Source organism: Plantibacter cousiniae (nom. nud.), from assembly GCF_977070315.1.
In genome coordinates, this window is record NZ_CDRVEU010000003.1 from 333,533 (window position 1) to 354,668 (window position 21,136).

The window sequence follows — 21,136 nt, forward strand, 5'->3', positions numbered from 1 at the left end:
CACGCTCGTGCGGAAGTCGAACGTGCGGTCCAGTACAATCACTCGCGGTGTGTCATCGGTGCAGACCCCGTGTGAGTCATGAGACGAGCAGAGCGCTGATCGAAGTTCATCCAGCGTGGAGGGATGCACGGCAGCAGCGGAGCCTCCGCCGGTCACGCCCTTGGCAAAGCCATCAGGTATGTCTGCTGCGCGCAAGCATTGCGCTCCCGACAGGAGCAGAACCAGAGTGGCAGCGATCTTCAGATAGCCGCTTTGCAAAAGAGAACGCAGGGGGCGTCATCGGTTGAGCTTCCCGTCATGCTCGCGGGAATCGCGAGGACAATCTGGATGCTAAACGGACTGCGGCCTGGCCTGCTCCGCTTCCATGGTGCTGGTCAGCCGCCGTTCAGGCACCCTCGCTCACGAAAACCTCTCGCTCCATCCTGACGCTGTCAATCCCGCGCCCATGCCCGTCGACATCGACCGAGACAACAGCAAAGCCCAGGTTCGAGTAGAACCCCTGAACATGCTGACTGGTATCGATAAAGGCTCGGGTGACGCCCGGTAAAGACCGCATGCGCTGCAGCCGGGCCTCGGTCAGAAATCTGCCAAGGCCGCTGCCGTGGCGATCGCTGATGACCATGCCCCAGGTCAGCTCTGCCACTTCCGGGTCTGACAACACCAGATAGCCACCACAGGCAACAACCTCGCCGTCACGCTCGGCGACAAAGTACTGGCCCAGCGGAGCCATCAGAAAACTGGCAAATTGCTTGCGCTCCACTGGATCAAAGTAGCGTGGGACGTTGGTGTCGAAGATATCCAGACAACGCTCACGATCTGCGAGGGTGTAGGGCCGAAGCATGTCCATTGCGAGCCTTTTTGCAGAAAGAATTAAAGTGCCTGGCGAAATATATCCTGAATCTGCTCAAGATCGGCAGGACGCGGATTGGTCAGGCCACAGGCATCTTTCAGGGCATTGGTGGCCAGCATCGGGAAGTCTTCTTCCTTGACGCCCAGCGTAGCAAGGCCTGCCGGGATTTCCACGGCAGCTGACAATGCACGAATGGCGTCGATGGCCGCCTGGGCGCCTTCTTCCGGAGAGAGCCCACGGATATTGCTGCCCATGGCGTGTGCAACGTCGGTCAGGCGTGCAGCGCTGACGCTGGCGTTGAAGCGCTGCACATGTGGCAGCAGTACCGCGTTGCACACACCGTGAGGCAAATCATAAAAGCCGCCCAGCTGGTGCGCCATGGCATGCACGTAACCCAGTGAGGCGTTATTGAACGCCATGCCGGCCAGGAACTGGGCATAGGCCATGTTCTCGCGAGCAGTGATGTTTGCCCCGTTGTTGAATGCGTCGCGCAAATTGTTGGCGATCAGCGCCATGGCCTGCAACGCGCAGGCATCAGTGATCGGGTTGGCAGCCGTGGAGACATAGGCTTCGATTGCGTGAGTCAAAGCATCCATACCGGTGGCGGCGGTCAGCGATTTGGGCATGGCGACCATCATGTCGGGGTCATTCACCGACAGTAGCGGCGTGACGTTGCGGTCGATGATCGCCATTTTTACGTGCCGGGCTTCGTCGGTGATGATGCAGAAGCGGGTCATTTCACTTGCGGTTCCGGCGGTGGTATTGATGGCAATCAGCGGCAACTGCGGTTTTGCCGAACGGTCGACGCCTTCATAGTCGCTGATATGCCCTCCATTGCTCGCGCACAGGGCAATGCCTTTTGCGCAGTCGTGGGGCGAGCCGCCGCCCAGCGAGATGACGAAATCGCACTGGCGCTCCTGCAACAAGGCAAGGCCGTTCTCGACATTGGCGATGGTCGGGTTGGGGCGGGCACCGTCGTACACGACCGAGTCGATGCCCTGCTCCACCAGCAGCCCGGCGATCTGACTGGCCACTCCTGCCTTGGCGAGGCCCACATCCGTGACGATCAGGGCCTTGCGAAATCCGTAGTTGCGTATGGCGAGCATGGCTTCATCAATGCAGCCAGTGCCGATGATGTTCACAGCGGGGATGAAAAAAGTGCTGATCATGACGGACCCTCGTGGGATGCCTGGAGATAGCTCAAGCATCCGCCTTGCGCGAGGTACAACCATTGACCTGGAGCAACGAAGCAGCCCACTGGCAGACCGTTGGTCGAAGACTGTTCGGTCTGCTGGCGCAGGGTGGCTGTTTCAGCGGATGAAACCGTCCGCCTCAAGGAGCGTTTCAAGGCACTGCTCGCTGATGCCATAGAACGTCTTGAGCTCCTGAATGCGTGCCAGCAACTGGGCCGGATCGACCGGCTCGGCACGCTTGACCGCGAGGATCATCTTGTTCTTGTTGGTGTGCTCCAGCGAGATGAACTCGAACACTTTGGTTTCGTAACCGCATGCCTCCAGCAACAGCGCGCGCAGGCTGTCGGTGACCATCTCTGCCTGCTGGCCCATGTGCAGACCGTATTGCAGCATCGGTTTCAACAAGGCAGGACTCTGGATCTGCAGACGAATCTGTTTGTGGCAGCACGGCGAGCACATGATGATCGAGGCACCGGAACGAATGCCCATATGAATGGCGTAATCGGTCGCGATGTCACAGGCGTGCAGCGCGATCATCACATCCAGCGCGCTGGGCGCGACAGTACGCACATCACCGTGCTGGAACGTCAGGCCGGGATGTTCAAGGCCCGCCGCAGCGTTGTTGCACAAGGTAACCATGTCCTCACGTAACTCGACACCGGTCACTTGCCCTTGCGCCTGCAAGGTATTGCACAGGTAATCGTGAATGGCGAAGGTCAGGTAGCCCTTGCCTGAGCCAAAGTCCGCGACCTTGATCGGCTGATCGAGCTTGAGTGGCGATGAGCTCAAGGCATGGGAAAACACTTCGATGAACTTGTTGATCTGCTTCCACTTGCGCGACATGGCCGGGATCAGCTCATGCTGGCGATTGGTCACACCCAAGTCGGTCAGGAACGGCCGGGTCAGTTCCAGGTAGCGCTTCTTCTCGCGGTCATGCCCGGCTGAAGGGGCCTGACGCTCCTGCTGCGCCTTGCTTTTGAACAGCGTGGTCTTGCCCTTCTTGCTGTATTCCAGCTGCACCTCGTCGGTCAGCGACAACAGGTGCGCGTTCTTGAACGATTCAGGGATCAGGCTGGCAATAACAGCTACTGCTTCAGCAAGCGAAAAATTCTTGGTGATGTCACGAGTCTTGTAGCGATACACGAAGCTCAGGCACGGTTGTTCCTTGACGGTCAGCGGCTTGATGATAACGCGCTGCAGATCGGCCTCGCTACCCACGTATTTGGCCAGGACCAGCTTGATCAACGAGTTCTGCAGCAGACTGGTCTCCAGCAGGCCAAGGAACTGCGCGCGATGATCAGTCGCAGCGATGGGTGACGTGGAGGTAATGACTGACATTGAAAATGTGCCTCAAGCGTCCCGTCCGGGACTCGAAAAATCAGACCGGCATTTTAGGCGCGTCAGAGCGTCATGGGCACCCCTATTTTTCAGGGACTACACACACTGTTCGCGCGGTCGTACACGCCCTGAAGAAACGCACATAAATGGTAAAGTAATCCTTGTCAAAAACGACGCGCCATTACTTGCACGGCATACAAACATCTTTATAGTCGCCTTGGCTGATTACAGACAATCAGAACACACTTCTAGAGTCCTTTGTTCTACTGGAATAACTCGCACAAGGAACGTGCATTATGTTGAGTCAAGCAGCCCTGTTGGAAAACGAAAACATCGCTCGGATTACCTTGAAACCCTTAGAGTATCTGAACGCTGTCTTTGATGATGAAAAAAGTGGTGGCCGAAGCGCCGGCCTTGTTCTAACCAAGGAAGACATTCTTAGCCTGAAGCGTTACGAACGACATGCTCTTAATATCCCCACGTCACTCGCTCGCGTCGAACAGCAATTGGGTTTTACCAAAAGTGGCATTCCCGGGCTTGAGCCTAAAGACATGCTGAAGACCTACAAGGCCATTAACAGTCACGGCAAAAGCTGGTCGGGGATCGAGAATGGCATCAAGCACACCGGAACCAACATTGACCTGTTTGCCACACAGTTCTCGGGGCAGGGTCAGCAGATCATCAACTACATTGAAAAGATGGATTTTGCCAGACAGCTGGATCTGACCGTTGCCGATTTATCCATTGAAGAGGTCCGCAACACGCCTCCGGTACCTCTGGGTGAAACTGATCAGAGGGTCTGTGTCACGCTGGCCGAATTTCTGAAGAACACCGCGTCACAAATAAAAAACCATCAGCACGCTGCGCAAACGCTGGCGCAACACATCGATACGTTCAGCACCGTTCTGAGCGTCCAGCTCATTCCCGGCATCAATGACAAGGTAAAACTGGCAACGCGCTCGGACCTGGACCAGCAAATCAAGGAGCTGGAACAAGATATCGAACAGCTGACGAGAGAAATCGAGCAGAAAAACAAAGAGTATAAAAACACACTGAATAATATTGCCTGGGGTGTTTTCGGCGGCCCCATCGGGGTCGCTATAACCGGAGGTATTTTTGGCGCCAACGCGGAAAAAATTCGAAAAGAAAAAAATCGAATGGTAGCGTCCAAGCGTCAGAAAGTTCAAATACTCAAGGAAAAAATCCCCTTGGCAGCCGCCGTGCGCAGCCTGCAACTGCTGTTTGATGATATGTATATTCGCATGTTGGACGCTCATAAGGGCGCCACTCACCTGAAAGACCTCTGGGCCCTATTGGCCGCCTACATAGACAGTTCCGCAAACGAACTGGCAGCGATCAGAGACGATCAGGCACTGCTGATTTTCGCCATGCAGTTTCACGGCGTTGTCATGCCGTGGCTGGAAATAAAAGGCAAAACGACTGAGCTATTGAAGATATTTAATAGTGCGCTGGATCAGTTTAAACGCGAACAGCAACCCGTCATTGTAATAGGACGATAATCATGAGCACTGAAACCCTGGGTGAGCTGTTGATCCTCACCCCGCCTGACACTGAAGTCATGAAAACCGCCCGCCAGAATATTCTTGCGCACGTGACCGCGCTGAAGCTGGACTTTCTGCCGGTCATGAAAGAAAAAATGCGGCCGCTTCAGGACGCCTTGATAAGTGCAGACAAGGTCTATAGCCAGGCACTGGCCACTGTCACCGTACAGCTGAATAACGTATACCTGAAGTCGATCGATCAGAAACAACAACTGATTGAAGCCGACACAAGGCTCAGCAACAAACAGAAACAACAAGCGATCAGCCAGCTGAACGGGCAGCGCATTCGGCAGGTATCGAATCTGACCGCCGTGGTGCGCCGCAGCGCTCAAGCGATTGCCGGACACAGCGATGATATGGCGCAGATCAACCTGACGCTGGAAAATAATCGTTTGCTGGAAACACTCCAGCAACAGATCGACAGCATAACCCAGCGCTCAGCCACGCTGGAAAGCGCAATGGCTTTAATCGCTGCAGACCGACGCCTGCTTGATACAACGATCACGACATTTGAAAAATACAACCTTGCCGATGTGTTCAAGGAAATGCTGCCTACTCCGGAGGAACTCAAGCTGGTCAACATGACATCGCCGGAACTTGAGTTGGTCAACGCCGGGATTGCCAGACTCGGAAAATTACTCGACAAGGTCAGCAGCGCCTTGAAATACCTTGACCTCATTGAAGAACGCGACCGACTGAGGTCGCGCTATAACGCTCTGCTCGACGATTCCCGCACGGCTACCCGGGAAGCAAAGGCAATCAAAGAAAAACTCGATGAGTTGACAGCGCTCGCAGGCGTTGCGCAGAGCAAAGCGCTTTGGGTACAAGAGGCGAAAAAGGTTTATCAATCGCTCTACCATTTTCTGGATCAGATAACGTCGCCCGTTGATACTTCGACGCTGATCAGCCAGCAGGTCGAACAACTGCAGACTTACATAAAATCGTTTTACGACGTAAAGCGTATCGTCTGACCCGCACGGGTTCAAGAAAGGCAGGTGTCGATAAACTCGACACCTGCCTTTTGGCCTTACCCCAGCACCACCAGCCGATTGGGCAGCTCATTCCTGCCATGAGTCACAGGAACGTGATCGGCAAGCAACTCGCCACAGGCGTGAATACAACCCAGAAATCCCTGCAGAATCTGCCCGTCCCGAACCTGCTGAGTAAACACATCAACCATCGCCTTCCAGGTGTCGTCGTGCAGACGACTGGCGATGCCATGGTCGACCAGAATTTCGACATAACGCTCGGCCTCGCTGACAAATACCAGAATGCCGGTGCCGTCATGGGTCTTGTGCAGGTTCTGTTCGAGGAACTGCCGACGCGCGAGGTTGCCGGCACGCCAGCGTCTGACCGAGACCGGCACCAGCAAGGCGGATACTTTCGGGATGCGGCACGCCAGCGCCACGATAATGAACGTGCTCATCTGCGCCAGCATCAACTCGTCAGCGCTCAGCCATTGAAAGCAGTAATTGACCGTACCCGGCAGCAGCAGGCCGATCAGCCCGGCCCAGATCAGCGGCATGTAGGCGTAGTCGTCGGCACGTGAGGCCAGCACCGTGACCAGCTCGGCGTCAGTGCGCTGTTCGACGCGGTCGATCGCTTCGGCAACCTGCCGCTGCTCGTCTTTGTTCAGTAAAGCCATGGTTCCCTCATTCCCGAATCAATCAACTACCAGTTACCGGAAGCACCGCCACCGCCGAAACGTCCACCACTGCGATCAGCGGCTCTTTCACGTGAGGGGCGGGTGACGCCGCTCCTTCTGACGCTGATGATTACAATCCCCAGAACGATGAGGGTCAACACGATACCGATCAGCCAGACCTGGTCGTCATTGGTCTGCTCGTCATATTCGGACATCTGACCTGTCGGCTCGGGGTAATCGGGGATCTGCCCGCCCAGTGCCGCGATGATCGCACGTGTACCGCGCTCTATACCGACGGCAAACCGGTTGTCGTCAAACTCCGGAGTCATCAGCATGTCGATGATCAGAGAAGCCTGGGCGTCATTGAGACGATCCTTCAGCGCTCCACCGACCTCCATGAACACCTTGCGCTTGTCGCGATAGACCACCAGCAGAACACTGTCATCCTTGCCGTGCAGCCCCAGGCCCCAGGTGTCCCCGAGTCGAGCGCCGAACTCTTCGATGCTCGCGCCCTGCAGATCCGCGAGGGTCACCACCACCACACGCTCCCCGGTCGCCTTTTCGTGGGCGCTTAGAAGTCTCGCCAGACGAACCGTAGTCTGGCTGTCGAGCATTTGTGCGGCATCCACCACACTGCCGGTCATCGGCGGAAAAACCAGTGCTTCTGGCTCTGCCTCGGCACGCAATACCCCTCCCAACAGCATCACCACGTATAACATCCACTGTGAAACAGACTTCAAAATCCAGACCTCCGGTGTTTTTTTGAATCCATTGAAACGACACGCCTTAGCCAAAACACAAGTTCCCCGGCATAATCCACCGCCAACACCTGATGCGGTCACTATTTGATCGACAGGGTCTGTACAAAAATCAATCAAAACGCCATTTTCGTACACACCTTGGGGAGACTTCGTACAGTGAAGCGGATAGCAACTATCCTTGCATCCCGTGCGAACCATAACGCCAAAGGTCCATAACCCAAAAACTGGCTGTCGGACATTAAACGCGAGTTACTGACAAAAGCCTTGAGAAATTATTCATGAATAAGCTGTGTTTATTAGGTTTGCTGGTCGGTATGGCCAGTCAGTCGGTGATGGCCCAGACCGCTGCCGCCACGGACAATACAACGCTTCAAGCCAAGAATGCCTTCATCGGCAAACTCATGAAACAAATGACTCTGGACGAAAAGATCGGTCAGTTACGACTCATCAGTATCAGTTCGGAAATGCCACAGCCGCAAATTCTCAAGGAAATTGCCGCCGGAAGAATCGGCGGAACGTTCAACTCCATTACCCGTTCGGAAAATCGTCCGCTGCAGGAAGCCGCAGTCGCCAAAAGCCGTCTGAAAATTCCGATGTTCTTTGCCTACGACGTGGTTCACGGTCATCGCACGATTTTCCCGATCAGCCTGGGCATGGCCGCCAGCTGGGACATGGACGCCATCGCACTGATGGCCCGGGTCTCGGCCAAAGAAGCCAGTGCCGACAGCATCGACATGACTTTCGCCCCCATGGTGGATATTTCCCGCGACCCTCGCTGGGGCCGCAGCTCCGAAGGCTTCGGTGAAGACACTTACCTGGTGTCACGCATTTCCGACGTGATGGTCAGGTCCTTCCAGGGCAAGAACGTCGCAGCCAATGACAGCATCATGGCTGCCGTCAAACACTTCGCCCTGTATGGCGCAGTAGAAGGCGGACGCGACTACAACACCGTGGACATGAGCATGACGCGCATGTACCAGGACTACCTGCCGCCCTACAAGGCCGGCATCGATGCCGGCGCCGGCGGCATCATGGTCGCACTCAACTCGATCAACGGCGTGCCGTCGACCTCCAACAAATGGCTGATGCAGGACCTGTTGCGCAAGGACTGGGGCTTCAAGGGCGTGACCATCAGCGACCACGGTGCGCTCAAGGAACTGATCGACCACGGCGTGGCCAAGGATTTCCGCGAGGCCGCCAAGCTGGCGATCAAGGCGGGCGTCGACCTGAGCATGAACGACGCGGCCTATGGCGAGCAGTTGCCTGGCCTGGTGAAAGACGGCGAAGTTTCCATGAAGGAAATCGACAACGCCGTGCGTGAAGTGCTGGGTGCCAAGTACGACATGGGTCTGTTCGCCTCGCCTTACGGCCGCATCGGCGTCGCTGCCGATGACCCTGCCGATACCTATTCCGATGACCGCCTGCACCGTGCCGAAGCTCGCGATGTGGCGCGCAAGACACTGGTACTGCTGAAAAACCAGAACGAGACACTGCCGCTGAAGAAACAAGGCACCATCGCAGTGATTGGCGGACTGGCACAAAGTCACCTCGACATGCTCGGCAGCTGGTCGGCAGCGGGTCGTCCCAACCAGTCGGTGACGGTGTATGAAGGGCTGGCCAACGCGGTCGGCGACAAGGCCAAGCTGGTTTATGCGCGCGGTGCCAACGTCAGTGACAACGAACACGTCCTCAACTACCTGAACTTCATCGAGAAGGAAGTAGAGGTCGATCCGCGCCCGGCGCAGGAAATGATCGACGAAGCGGTCAAGGTCGCCGAGCAGGCCGATGTGATCGTTGCCGTGGTCGGCGAGTCGCGCGGCATGTCGCATGAGTCGGCCAGCCGCAGCAGCCTGGACATTCCGGGCAAACAGCGCGACCTGATCAAGGCGCTCAAGGCCACTGGCAAACCACTGGTGCTGGTGCTGATGAATGGCCGTCCGCTGGTTCTGGTCGACGAACAGGAACAGGCTGACGCCATGCTCGAAACCTGGTTTCCGGGCACCGAAGGCGGCAACGCAGTGGCTGATGTGCTATTCGGCGACTACAACCCGTCGGGCAAGCTGGCCATGTCGTTTCCACGCTCGATCGGTCAACTGCCGGTCTACTATGCGCACCTGAACACCGGCCGTCCGTATCACGAAGGCAAGCCAGGCAACTACACCTCGCACTACTTCGAGGAGCCCAATGGCCCGCTGTTTCCGTTCGGTTACGGCCTGAGCTACACCCAGTTCGACGTCTCGGACATCAAGTTGTCGGACGCCAGCATGACGCGCAAAGGCAAGGTGACTGCCAGCGTGACCGTGAAGAATACCGGCAAGGTGGCCGGTGCAACCGTTGTGCAGTTGTATCTGCATGACGTGGCAGCGTCGATCAGCCGTCCGGTAAAAGAACTGAAGAACTTCGAAAAGGTAATGCTTGAGCCCGGAGAAGAAAAAGTCGTGACCTTCACCCTCAGTGAAGACGATCTGAAGTTCTACAACAGCGAGCTCAAGCACGTGGCGGAACCTGGCGAATTCAAGGTCATGATCGGTCTGGACTCGCAAGCAGTGAAAGAAGCGACCTTCAATCTGTTGTAAACCCTGCGCGTGGCGCGTTCGTGAGCATTCGCTCGGGAACGCGCCGACAGGGTCCGATCAGGCTGCGACATGACGCTCAAGCATCGCTACTGGCGCATTACCCTGTACGTGCTGCTGATCCTGGCCGGTGCGGCCCTGTGCGCCGGGCTCGCGATGCGTCAGGCGCAGCGTCACGCCATGTCGGAAGATGCCGCGCGTGCCGAAGGACAGCTGGCACTGTATGCCAATACCCTGCACACCCTGATCGAGCGCTATCGCGCCCTGCCCTCCGTTCTGGCGCTGGACCCCGAAATTCGTGCCGCGCTGGGCGGCCCGGTGACCGGGGAGGTGCAGAACGCCCTCAACCTCAAGCTAGAAAAGATCAACAGCGCGGCTCATTCGTCGACGCTGGAGTTGCTCGACCGGCAGGGTCTGGCGATTGGCGCGAGCAACTGGCGCACGCCCAATAGCTATGTCGGCCACAACTACGCTTTTCGACCCTACTTCCTGCAAACCCGCGCCAAGGGCACCGGGCGTTTCTATGCGGTCGGTGTGACCACCGGAATTCCAGGGTACTTTCTGTCCAGTGCGGTATTGAACGATACCGGCGGGTTCATGGGGGCGATGGTCGTGAAGCTGGAGTTCCCGAGCCTTGAGCAGGAGTGGGATCAGGGTGAGGACCTGCTGCTGGTCAGCGATGAGAAAGGCATCGTGTTCATCGCCAATCAACCAGGCTGGCGCTATCGCGAGCTGCTGCCAATCTCGGTGGAAGATCGTGCCAGCCTGTTGCGCACCCGCCAGTACGACAAGAAGGTATTGTCACCGCTACGCAGCCGGGTCCTCGACAGCTTCAGCGAAAACAGTCATTTGAGCCGTGTCGAAGGCCCGGACGGCACCACGGATTATCTCTGGCAGTCGCTGCCCCTTGCGGATGAGAACTGGACTCTGCATCTGCTGCGCAAGCCGCCCGCGGCCAGTGAGGACGTTCGCAATGCAGGACTGGCCGCCGCGGGTATCTGGCTGGCGCTGGTATTTCTGAGTCTGTTTCTCTATCAGCGCTGGCGACTGGCGCGACTGAGAGAGCGCAACCGGGATGAACTGGAGCGCCTGGTGCAAGAACGCACGCGTGATCTGCAAACCGCGCAGGACGGTCTGGTGCAGTCGGCCAAACTGGCGGCGCTGGGGCAGATGTCGGCAGCGCTGGCCCACGAAATCAACCAGCCGTTGACCGCCCAGCGCATGCAACTGGCGACCCTGCGGCTGCTGCTCGATCAGGGCCGAATCGATGAAGCCTGCAAAGCACTGGTTCCCGTCGATCAGCAACTGACACGAATGACCGCCTTGACCAGCCACCTGAAGACCTTCGCACGCAAGAGCCCCAGCGGACTGCGCGAACGGCTGGACCTGGCCACGGTGGTCGATCAGGCCTTGTTGCTGCTCGACCCGCGCCTGCGCGAGGAGCACGTCGACTGCGTTCTGCATGTGTCACGTCCGGCATGGGTGCGCGGCGACGCCATCCGCCTGGAACAGGTACTGATAAACCTGCTGCGCAATGCGCTGGACGCCATGCGCGAGTGCCGCTCCAGGCGCCTTGAAGTGCGTATCGACGCCGTCGACAACCAGTGGCGGCTCAGCGTCAGGGACAACGGAAGCGGGATCGCTGCGAAGGATCTGCCGAGCATTTTCGATCCGTTCTTCACCACCAAACCGGTAGGCGACGGCCTGGGCCTTGGCCTGGCTGTGTCGTACGCCATCATTCATGAACTGGGCGGACAACTGACGGCGCAAAACCATGCGGACGGCGCCGAGTTCTGGTTCAGCTTGCCCAATGACTTTCTGGAGGCCTGACCCGGCATGTTGAATTCGGTCATCGTGGTAGACGACGAGGCGCCCATTCGGCAAGCCGTCGAGCAATGGCTGACGCTGTCGGGGTTCGAGGTGCAGGTCTTCGCCCGCGCCGAAGAGTGCCTGGACCGTATACCGGAGCACTTCCCCGGCGTCGTGCTGACCGATGTGCGCATGCCGGGCATGAGCGGCCTGGAGTTGCTGACCCGGCTGCAAGGCGCAGACCGCGACCTGCCAGTCATCCTCCTGACCGGCCATGGCGACGTACCGATGGCTGTGGAGGCGATGCGCGAAGGGGCCTATGACTTTCTGGAAAAACCCTTCAGCCCGGAAACCCTGATCAGCAACCTGCGGCGCGCCCTCGAGAAACGCCAGCTGGTGCTGGAAAACCGCCGCCTGCATGAGCAGGCCGATGCCAGAACCCGCCTGGACGCCACGTTGCTCGGCGTATCGCCCGGCATGCAGACCCTGCGTCGCCAGGTGCTGGAACTGGCGCAACTGCCGGTCAACGTGATCATCCGCGGGGAGACCGGCAGCGGCAAGGAGCTGGTCGCTCGCTGCCTGCATGATTTTGGGCCGCGCGCCGCCAAACCTTTTGTCGCACTCAACTGCGCGGCCATCCCGGAGCACCTGTTCGAAGCCGAGCTGTTCGGCCACGAGAGCGGCGCCTTCACCGGCGCACAGGGCAAGCGCGTCGGTCGCCTGGAGTATGCCCACGGCGGCACGGTGTTCCTTGATGAAATCGAGAGCATGCCGATGGCGCAACAGGTCAAGCTGCTGCGTGTTCTACAGGACAAGCGCCTTGAGCGGCTGGGCTCGAATCAGAGTATCGACGTCGACCTGCGAATCATCGCGGCGACCAAGCCTGATCTTCTCGAAGAAGCGCGTGCCGGGCGCTTCCGCGAAGACCTGGCCTACCGCCTCAACGTTGCCGAGCTGCGCCTGCCGCCGCTGCGTGAGCGCCTTGAAGACATCGCGCAACTGTTCAGCCACTTCGCCCGCGCCGCCGCCGAACGTGTAGGCCGGGAAGCGCCAGCGCTGGATGCCGCACATCTAGGTCAGTTGCTCGGCCATGACTGGCCAGGCAACGTGCGCGAGCTGGCCAATGCCGCCGAGCGCCAGGCCCTGGGGCTGGAGCAAGCCCTGCCGCAACCTGATACGCAATGGCCGGGGCACTCGCTGGCGGCGCGTCAGGAGGCCTTCGAAGCACAATGCCTGCGCGCCTCGCTGGCCCGTCACAAAGGCGACATCAAGGCGGTGCTCAATGAATTGCAACTGCCTCGAAGGACGCTGAACGAGAAGATGCAGCGCCATGCTCTGGTACGCGAAACGTTCCTCGAATGAGGGCTGCGCATATTCCGTACAGCTTGTTCCGGCGATAACCGAACATTTCCCGCAGCGCCGGGTCTGCATACTGTCACGGCCATGTGCGGTCGTGATGGCTGGATACTGGCAAGGCATAATGACATCATGCCCGCCTGGCTATTCAGCTCACTTTGACAGTCCGAAAGATGGGGCATTTTCTACCGTGAATACTCCCCTCGACCTCCCATTGGGAGGCGGCGAAATGGGTCGGTTTATCCGAGAGACGGACTGGTCTACGTCCGCGCTTGGACCGAAGCAAGCATGGCCCGCAGCGCTACTGTCTTCAATGAACCTGATGCTCAGTTGCCCGGATAGCATGTACCTGCTCTGGGGCCCTGACTACATTCTGTTCTTCAATGACGCTTACTCTCAGGTGCTGCCCATTGCGGCACGACAGGCGCAGGGCCAACCCATTGCCTCGGTGTGGGGCGATGCCTGGGACGCCGTGCGGCCACTCGCCGAGCACGCGCTGGCCGGACAAAGCCGCCGATCCGACAATATTCAGCGCACCATCGTCCGTAATGGCAAACCCGAGCAGACCTGGTGGTCGCTGTCCTATTCTCCACTGTACGGCGATAGCGGCCTCATCGAGGGGGTATTCTGCCGGGTCAACGAAACCACTTCGCAGGTCATGGCTGAAGCCCGTCAGTCGGAGAACGAAGCGTTCACGGACCGTGTGCTGTCGAGCATCAACGACTGCATCAAGGTGCTGGACCTCGACTCGCGCCTGACCTTCATGAGCGAAGGCGGCCAGCGGATCATGGAAGTCAGCGATTTCAACGCGATTCGCGGCTGCCCCTGGCCCGACTTCTGGCAGGACCAGGGCAATCTGGACGCCATCGCTGCGGTCGAAGCGGCCAGATCGGGTCAAAACGCCAGCTTCACCGGCTCGGCGCAGACCATGGCCGGCACCACCAAGTGGTGGCATGTGCAGGTCAGCCCGATTTTCGGCAAGGATGGCAAACCGGAAAAGATTCTGTGTGTTTCCCGAGACATGACCCAGCTCAGAGACGCTGAAGAAGCGTTGCTGTCGCTCAACGAGACACTCGAGCAGCGCGTGATCGAACGCACCCAGGACCGTGATCGTATCTGGCGGCTGTCGACCGACCTGATGCTGGTGGCGCAGTTCGACGGGATCGTCTCGGCAGTCAATCCGGCCTGGAATCAGGCTCTGGGCTGGTCGGAAGAGCAACTGCTCAACAGCCAGTTCCTGGCACTGGTGCACCCTGAAGACGTGGAAAGTACGCTGGCCGCCATGAGCGGGCTGGAGAACGGCCGCACTATTCCTCACTTCAAGAACCGCTATCGCCATCTGGACGGGTCGTACCGGACCATCTCCTGGACTGCCGTGCCGGACAAACAATTCATCCATGCCGTCGGCCGTGACATTCAGGCCGAGGAAGAGGCCAATGAAGCGTTGCGGCTTTCGCAGGACGCCCTGCACCAGGCGCAGAAGCTGGAAGCCATCGGTCAACTGACCGGCGGCGTGGCGCATGATTTCAATAACCTGTTGACGGTGATCCGCTCCTGCAGCGACCTGTTGAAATCGCCAAACCTCGAAGAGTCCCGTCGCGTTAAGTATGTCGAGGCCATTTCCAGCACGGTAGACCGAGCCGCTCGCCTGACCGGACAGTTGCTGGCGTTTGCCCGCCGCCAGGCCTTGCAGCCGGAAGTGTTCGATGTCTGCAAGAGTGTGGCGCGCATTGGCGAGATGATGGACACGCTTACCGGCGCACGTATTCAGGTCAGCATCGACCTGCCTGCCGAGCCGTGCTTCATCTTTGCCGACGGCAGCCAGTTCGACACGGCGCTGGTCAACATGGTGGTCAACGCCCGCGATGCCATGTCCGGCGCGGGTAAGTTGGTCATAAAGGTTGATTGCGCTGCCTGTGCTGCCGACGATCAGCCCGCTTCACTCGGTGAGGGTGATTATGTAAGGGTATCGCTGACCGATACCGGCGCAGGTATCGCCAAGGAGAAGCTGGGGCTGATCTTCGAACCGTTCTATACCACCAAGAGTGTCGGCCAGGGCACGGGGCTGGGGTTGTCGCAGGTATTCGGTTTTGCCAAACAGTCGGGCGGTGAAGTTCTGGTTGAAAGCGAGCTGGGCAAGGGCAGCCGCTTCACGCTGTGCCTGCCCAGTGCACAACGTCACGAAGTGATCCAGGAAGATAATCGCCATATCCTCCCCCCATTGCCAGGGCTGTGCGTGCTGATGGTCGAGGACAATCAGGACATCGGCACCTATACACGCCCGATGCTTGAGCAATTGGGCTTTCAGGTGCTCTGGGTGAGCAGTGCCGCCGAGGCGCTGAAAGAGCTCTCCGGCAACCCGGAAAACTTTCATGTGGTGTTCTCGGACATCGCCATGCCGGGCATGAGCGGACTGGAGCTGTACGCCGAAATCGAAGCGCGCTATCCGTGGATGCCGGTGGTTCTTACCACCGGGTACAGCACTGAGTTCGCGACGATCGCTCAGGACGAAACACACCGCTTCGACCTGCTGCAGAAACCCTATTCCAAAGATGATCTGGCGGCGATTCTGCACAAGGCCGTCAGTCGTACCGGCGAGCACTGATGGTGTGGATTGGTCTGAATCCATTATGCCAGCGGATTCACTAATGCCTGATACGCATGAGTGAACCCCGGCACTTCCCACGCATAAAACCAAGACAACACCGGTTGCATTGATTCAGAATCACGCAAAACATCGCAACACTCTTAGAGCAGGGAGCATTTTCGAGATGATCGTTGGTATTGATCTGGGGACCACCAACAGCCTGGTGGCTGTATGGCGCGACGGCAGCAGTGAACTGGTGACCAACGCACTGGGTGAAACTCTCACCCCCAGCGTTGTCGGGCTGGACGATGACGGGCAGATTCTGGTCGGCAAGGCGGCCCGCGAACGACTGCAGACTCACCCGGAAAAAACCACGGCCCTGTTCAAACGCTACATGGGCAGTGCCCAGGAAATTCGCTTGGGCTCTGCTACTTACCGCCCGGAAGAGTTGTCCTCGCTGGTCCTCAAAAGCCTGAAAGCTGATGTCGAGCGCGCGTTTGGCGAGCCTGTCACGGAAGCGGTGATCAGCGTTCCGGCCTATTTCAGCGACGCTCAGCGTAAAGCCACGCGTATTGCCGGAGAGCTGGCGGGGCTCAAGGTCGAGAAGCTCATCAACGAGCCGACAGCGGCGGCACTCGCGTATGGCCTTCACCAGAAGGAAGGCGAAACTTCGTTTCTGGTCTTCGATCTGGGTGGCGGTACGTTCGACATCTCGATCCTCGAACTCTTCGACGGCGTGATGGAAGTGCGTGCCAGTGCGGGCGACAACTTTCTGGGGGGTGAAGATTTCGACCAGGTCATGGTCGAGCACTTCGTGAACCTGCACCGCGATGAGCCGGACTTCCCGTCAACGGAGCTGATTGCCCCGGCCTTGCGGCGCGAAGCCGAGCGAGTGCGCAGGGCTTTGGGTCAGGACGGAAGTGCCGACTTCGTATTGCGTCACGCCGAGAGGGAATGGCGCAAAACCATTACTCAAGAGCAGATGAGCGATTTTTATGCGCCCCTGCTTAACCGCCTGCGCGCTCCGGCCGAGCGTGCGCTTCGAGACGCGAGGATACGCGTCGCCGATCTGGATGAGATTCTGCTGGTGGGCGGCACAACGCGGATGCCACTGATCCGCAAGCTCGCCGCGAGCCTGTTCGGGCGCTTCCCTTCCATCGCACTCAACCCTGATGAAATCGTCGCACAGGGCGCCGCGGTGCAAGCGGCGCTCAAGCAGCGGGACGCAGCGCTGGAGGAGATCGTCCTCACCGACGTATGCCCTTACACGCTGGGAATCGAGACCATCGCGCAAATTGCCAATCGCTATGAAAGCGGTCATTACCTGCCCATTATCGAACGCAACAGCGTCGTACCGGTCAGCCGGGTAAAAACAGTTCAGACCGTCAGTGATGATCAGGAACACGTCATGGTGCGGATCTTTCAGGGCGAAAGTCGCATGGTCAAGGACAACATTGCGCTGGGTGAGCTCATCATTCCGATCCCCAAAGCCAAGGCCGGCGAAGTAGCGCTGGATGTACGCTTTACCTATGACAACAACGGCCTGCTGGAGGCCGATGTGATGACACAGCTGACCGGGGAACGTCACAAGCTGGTTATCGAAAACAACCCTGGCGTGATGACGCCTGATGAAATACAGGAACGCCTTCAGGTACTCGAAGCGCTCAAAGTCCATCCACGCGAACAGCAGGCCAACACTCACCTGATCGCCAGACTTGAACGCCTGTACCAGGAATGCCTGGGCAGCGATCGAGAACTTATCGATCACTGGACCAGCCAGTTTCAGCATGTGCTGGAGACGCAGGACGAGCGGCAGATCAGCGAAATTCGCAAGCAACTCAAACAGGAAGTCGACACGTTCGAGCAGGGCGCAAGATGATCGACTGTTGGTCCGTACTTGAGCTGAATAACGATGCCGACGAGCGCAGCATCAAACGACAATATGCCCGGTTATTGAAGGTCAACCGTCCTGATGAAGACCCGGCAGCCTTCCAGAATCTGCGTGATGCCTATGAAGAGGCGCTGCAGCTGGCACGATCACGCGCGGACGAAGATGACCCGCCCGTCATGCTGCGCCAGCCTTTGCCTGAGCCCTCGCCTGCCCCCCTCCTGACAACGACTGTTATCGAGCAGCCCGATGGCATGGACTGGCTTCAACAGGTCAGGCAGACCACTGCGCAGAATCTGCCCGAGCAACAGCAGATCGCCATGGAGCACGGACAGGCGGAGCGCTTTCAACAACTGTTGCTGCTGGAGTGCCTGAACGACTCGGCGCGCCGTGTCGAGTTGATCAAAGCTGCATTTCAGCATTTGCGCTGGCTGACGGTATGGCAAAGCATTCATATCAGCAGCTACCAGCAGCACGCCTTGGCAGAGGCGATATTGCGCGAGGCGTTCGAAGCGTTCAGCGCACTCATCGAGAACGGGCAGCATGCGCGCTTCATTGAAGAACTTCGGGCGCTTGAACAACAGCCCTGGCTGACAGAACTGGAGCGTCGCGAGCATTTGCAATGCAGGTGCATGGTCTTGCTGATTGCCAGCCACCCTGTGACCTCTGACCTGCTGGAACAGACGCGCGCGGTATTTGGCTGGAACCTGCAGCAAAACCTCCACCCCGGTCCCGAAGACCTCTGGCAGGCGCTGCGCCAGCGATACGAAGAAGTGGAGTATGCCGAGCATCTGCAACGCCTGCTCGATGCCAAACCGAGCACTGCCGAAGGCAAGGCCGCGCATTTGATGTTCAAGCCGCCACGTCTGGCCGCGCGGATCCGTACCGCAGTCAAGCAAGACGCTTCGGTGTGGAACGCCTGCGCGCATATTCAGGAGCAGTTAACCGTTCACTACCCCGACGTCCTCAAGCGCTACCCCGAAGCGGACCTAAGCGCCTGGAAACTCATGCGTGAGCAGAGCGACTTCACGCCGCTCATCTGGGTCTACATAGGCGCGTTTCTGCTGGCGTTGCTGGCACCCCCGCTGGCACCTGAAGGTGTGGAGTACGATCCGGGAACGCGGGTCCTCGTGCTGTTCCTGTCACCACTCTGGACAACCGTCGGCTTCTTCATCTTCATCTGCATATGGCGTCCGCTGATGGTTCTGGCAGAGCCAGCCGATGCGTGGCTGAGCAGCAAGTTACTGCCCAAGGTGCTGAGCTGGCCCGGTGCCCAGGCGCTGGTCTTGCGGCATGGCCTCCCCTTTTTGTTTCTGGGCCTTGTCCAGGTGCTCGACGGCCCGCGGACACTTCTGGCTTATCTGGTGCTGGCGGTGCTGTGGGTCGCCGTGTCGCCTTATCGCTACCTGTTTCAAACAGCGCCTATCCGGCAAAGGATTCGGCAGTTTTATGCAAGGCACACGATCATGGTGATCATCGGCACGCTGAGCATCGTCATGGCGGCGCTGTTGCTCTCCTCCAAACTGAGCGCTTGAGCGGTCTTCTGTCGGCAATCGACCAGAACGCCCTGCTGCGAGCGCCCCCATCGGCAAGAATCCGCTTACCTCAACCGGGCAGATAAGCGGATTCTTGCTCATCAAAGATTCCCGACGGCTCTAGAACAAGCCCTCATGGTGTGGCACAGCTCCTGCTATGTAACAGGTAGGGCACCCAATGCCTCCTTCCAAAAATAATGAAAACAAGGACCATCATGGAAACCTCCAATCCCGCCTCCCATGGGTCGGCTGCTACTGCTGCTGGCCAGAAAACCACCTCCAGCCGTCTCAAATCGATTTTCAGTGGCTCGGTCGGCAACATGGTCGAGTGGTACGACTGGTACGTCTACGCCGCCTTCTCGCTGTACTTCGCCAAAGCCTTCTTTCCCAAGGGCGACACCACCGCGCAGCTGCTTAACACCGCCGCGATCTTCGCCGTCGGCTTTCTGATGCGGCCCATCGGTGGCTGGCTGATGGGGCTTTACGCCGACTACAAAGGGCGCAAGGCTGCGCTGATGGCCTCGGTGCTGCTGATGTGCTTCGGCTCGCTGATCATTGCCCTGACACCAGGCTATGAAAGCATCGGCGTCGGTGCTCCGATCCTGCTGGTGTTCGCCCGCTTGCTGCAGGGGCTGTCTGTCGGCGGTGAATACGGCACGTCCGCCACCTACCTGAGCGAAATGGCCACCAAGGAACGTCGCGGCTTTTTCTCCAGCTTTCAGTACGTGACGCTGATTTCCGGCCAGCTCATCGCACTGGGCGTGCTGATCGTGCTGCAACAGACGCTGACCACCGAGCAACTGTATGCCTGGGGCTGGCGCATCCCGTTCGTCATCGGTGCCCTGTGCGCAATCGTCGCGCTGTTCCTGCGTCGTGGCATGGAAGAAACCGAATCGTTCACGCGCAAGAAGAAGGAAAAGCCCAAGGAAAGCCTGATGCGCACGCTGATGCGTCATCCCAAGGAACTGATGACCGTCGTCGGTCTGACCATGGGCGGGACACTGGCTTTCTACACCTACACCACTTACATGCAGAAGTATCTGGTCAACACCGTCGGCATGAGCATCACCGACTCGACGTCGATATCAGCGGCAACACTGTTTCTGTTCATGCTGTTGCAACCGGTCGTCGGCGCGCTGTCCGACAAGGTCGGGCGTCGTCCGATCCTCATTGCGTTCGGCGTGTTGGGAACGCTGTGTACCGTACCGATCCTGACCACGCTGCATACCATTCAGACATGGTGGGGTGCGTTCTTCCTGATCATGGCGGCGCTGATCATCGTCAGCGGTTATACCTCGATCAACGCAGTGGTGAAGGCCGAGCTGTTTCCGACCGAGATCCGCGCGCTGGGCGTCGGCCTGCCTTACGCCCTGACGGTATCGATCTTCGGCGGTACTGCGGAATACATCGCGCTGTGGTTCAAGAGCATCGGTATGGAAACCGGTTACTACTGGTACGTCACTGCCTGTATCGCCTGCTCGCTGCTGGTGTATGTGTTCATGAAAGATACCCGCAAGCACTCGCGCATCGAAACTGACTGATCGGATTGCGACGATTCTCGTGCCCAGGCTCCGCTCTCATCGTTATATATAAATCTCGTAGGAGCGAGCTTGCTCGCGAAGAGGCCGGTACAACCTCCAGAAATAGAGCGTTATGACTGACTCTTCGTGAGCAATGGGGATCGCCGCCCCGTTCACTCCATTTTTCGGGCTTATCGAGACCTGTATATAACGCTGAGGACTCTGCCAAGGCACGAGAGTCATCAAGCTCGCTTACAACGATCAATATCATCGTCCGCATCGATACATCAGCCGCTACAAAACAATCAATTACATCCATGACCTGCAACAGAGTGTTACAGGGCGGTGCATCATTTGGCCAACTTTCAGTAACAACCGCTTGAATTAACTGTACTTTTAATTTGTCAAGGGCCTTTATTACAAGACTTTTCAAGAATTGCACCACAATAATGCAACCCCGCCTGAAAGGCCCGAAACCAGAGCATTACAGCCAACTATCATTTTCAGCGATGATCGCTA

The 21,136-nt window shown here is 58.2% G+C and carries 14 protein-coding genes; 9 read left to right on the top strand and 5 right to left on the bottom strand.

The window, feature by feature from the left end; all coding sequences use genetic code 11:
- Positions 1-385: 385 nt before the first annotated feature.
- The 3 genes from ACW55A_RS08310 to ACW55A_RS08320 all read right to left on the bottom strand — a co-directional run bounded on the left by ACW55A_RS08310 (position 386) and on the right by ACW55A_RS08320 (position 3,381).
- A complete protein-coding gene (locus tag ACW55A_RS08310) occupies positions 386-847 on the bottom strand; it encodes a GNAT family N-acetyltransferase (protein ID WP_003431350.1) in 462 nt (153 codons plus the stop codon).
- 23 nt (positions 848-870) lie between these two features.
- Positions 871-2,019, bottom strand: a complete 1,149-nt coding sequence (gene yiaY, locus ACW55A_RS08315; RefSeq protein ID WP_455808475.1) for an L-threonine dehydrogenase — start codon at positions 2,017-2,019, stop codon at positions 871-873.
- 141 nt (positions 2,020-2,160) lie between these two features.
- Positions 2,161-3,381, bottom strand: a complete 1,221-nt coding sequence (locus ACW55A_RS08320) for a class I SAM-dependent methyltransferase (protein ID WP_455808473.1) — start codon at positions 3,379-3,381, stop codon at positions 2,161-2,163.
- 296 nt (positions 3,382-3,677) lie between these two features.
- On the opposite strand from ACW55A_RS08320, the gene ACW55A_RS08325 reads away from it, so the two are divergent.
- Both ACW55A_RS08325 and ACW55A_RS08330 read left to right on the top strand, forming a co-directional pair.
- Positions 3,678-4,901, top strand: a complete 1,224-nt coding sequence (locus ACW55A_RS08325; RefSeq protein ID WP_498810906.1) for an alpha-xenorhabdolysin family binary toxin subunit A — start codon at positions 3,678-3,680, stop codon at positions 4,899-4,901.
- Between the two features lie 59 nt (positions 4,902-4,960).
- Positions 4,961-5,914 carry an alpha-xenorhabdolysin family binary toxin subunit B gene (locus tag ACW55A_RS08330; protein ID WP_498810905.1) on the top strand — a complete coding sequence of 318 codons (954 nt, stop codon included), beginning with the start codon at positions 4,961-4,963 and terminating at the stop codon, positions 5,912-5,914.
- Between the two features lie 56 nt (positions 5,915-5,970).
- On the opposite strand, the gene ACW55A_RS08335 is transcribed toward ACW55A_RS08330, so the two are convergent.
- On the bottom strand, positions 5,971-6,588 hold the full coding sequence (locus ACW55A_RS08335) for a TPM domain-containing protein (protein ID WP_003431360.1): 618 nt from the start codon (positions 6,586-6,588) through the stop codon (positions 5,971-5,973).
- 26 nt (positions 6,589-6,614) lie between these two features.
- Positions 6,615-7,328 (bottom strand): TPM domain-containing protein, encoded by a 714-nt coding sequence (locus tag ACW55A_RS08340; RefSeq protein ID WP_080376716.1) that lies wholly within the window; start codon positions 7,326-7,328, stop codon positions 6,615-6,617.
- A 299-nt stretch (positions 7,329-7,627) separates the two neighbouring features.
- Between ACW55A_RS08340 and bglX the strand changes: the two genes are divergently transcribed.
- From bglX to ACW55A_RS08375, 7 genes are all read left to right on the top strand, one after another.
- Positions 7,628-9,925, top strand: coding sequence for a beta-glucosidase BglX (bglX, locus tag ACW55A_RS08345; RefSeq protein ID WP_060708217.1), 2,298 nt, complete (start codon positions 7,628-7,630; stop codon positions 9,923-9,925).
- 69 nt (positions 9,926-9,994) lie between these two features.
- Positions 9,995-11,752 (top strand): sensor histidine kinase, encoded by a 1,758-nt coding sequence (locus ACW55A_RS08350; protein WP_455808469.1) that lies wholly within the window; start codon positions 9,995-9,997, stop codon positions 11,750-11,752.
- A 6-nt stretch (positions 11,753-11,758) separates the two neighbouring features.
- A complete protein-coding gene (locus tag ACW55A_RS08355; RefSeq protein WP_044308889.1) occupies positions 11,759-13,093 on the top strand; it encodes a sigma-54-dependent transcriptional regulator in 1,335 nt (444 codons plus the stop codon).
- 337 nt (positions 13,094-13,430) lie between these two features.
- Complete coding sequence (locus ACW55A_RS08360) at positions 13,431-15,692, top strand: PAS domain-containing protein (RefSeq protein WP_498810904.1); 2,262 nt, start codon at positions 13,431-13,433, stop codon at positions 15,690-15,692.
- Positions 15,693-15,858: 166 nt separating this feature from the next.
- On the top strand, positions 15,859-17,553 hold the full coding sequence (locus tag ACW55A_RS08365; protein ID WP_044308891.1) for a molecular chaperone HscC: 1,695 nt from the start codon (positions 15,859-15,861) through the stop codon (positions 17,551-17,553).
- On the top strand, positions 17,550-19,097 hold the full coding sequence (locus ACW55A_RS08370; RefSeq protein WP_498810903.1) for a hypothetical protein: 1,548 nt from the start codon (positions 17,550-17,552) through the stop codon (positions 19,095-19,097). The genes ACW55A_RS08365 and ACW55A_RS08370 overlap by 4 nt, the downstream gene beginning before the upstream one ends.
- A gap of 215 nt (positions 19,098-19,312) precedes the next feature.
- Positions 19,313-20,638, top strand: coding sequence for an MFS transporter (locus ACW55A_RS08375; RefSeq protein ID WP_003363806.1), 1,326 nt, complete (start codon positions 19,313-19,315; stop codon positions 20,636-20,638).
- The last annotated feature ends 498 nt before the right edge of the window (positions 20,639-21,136 follow it).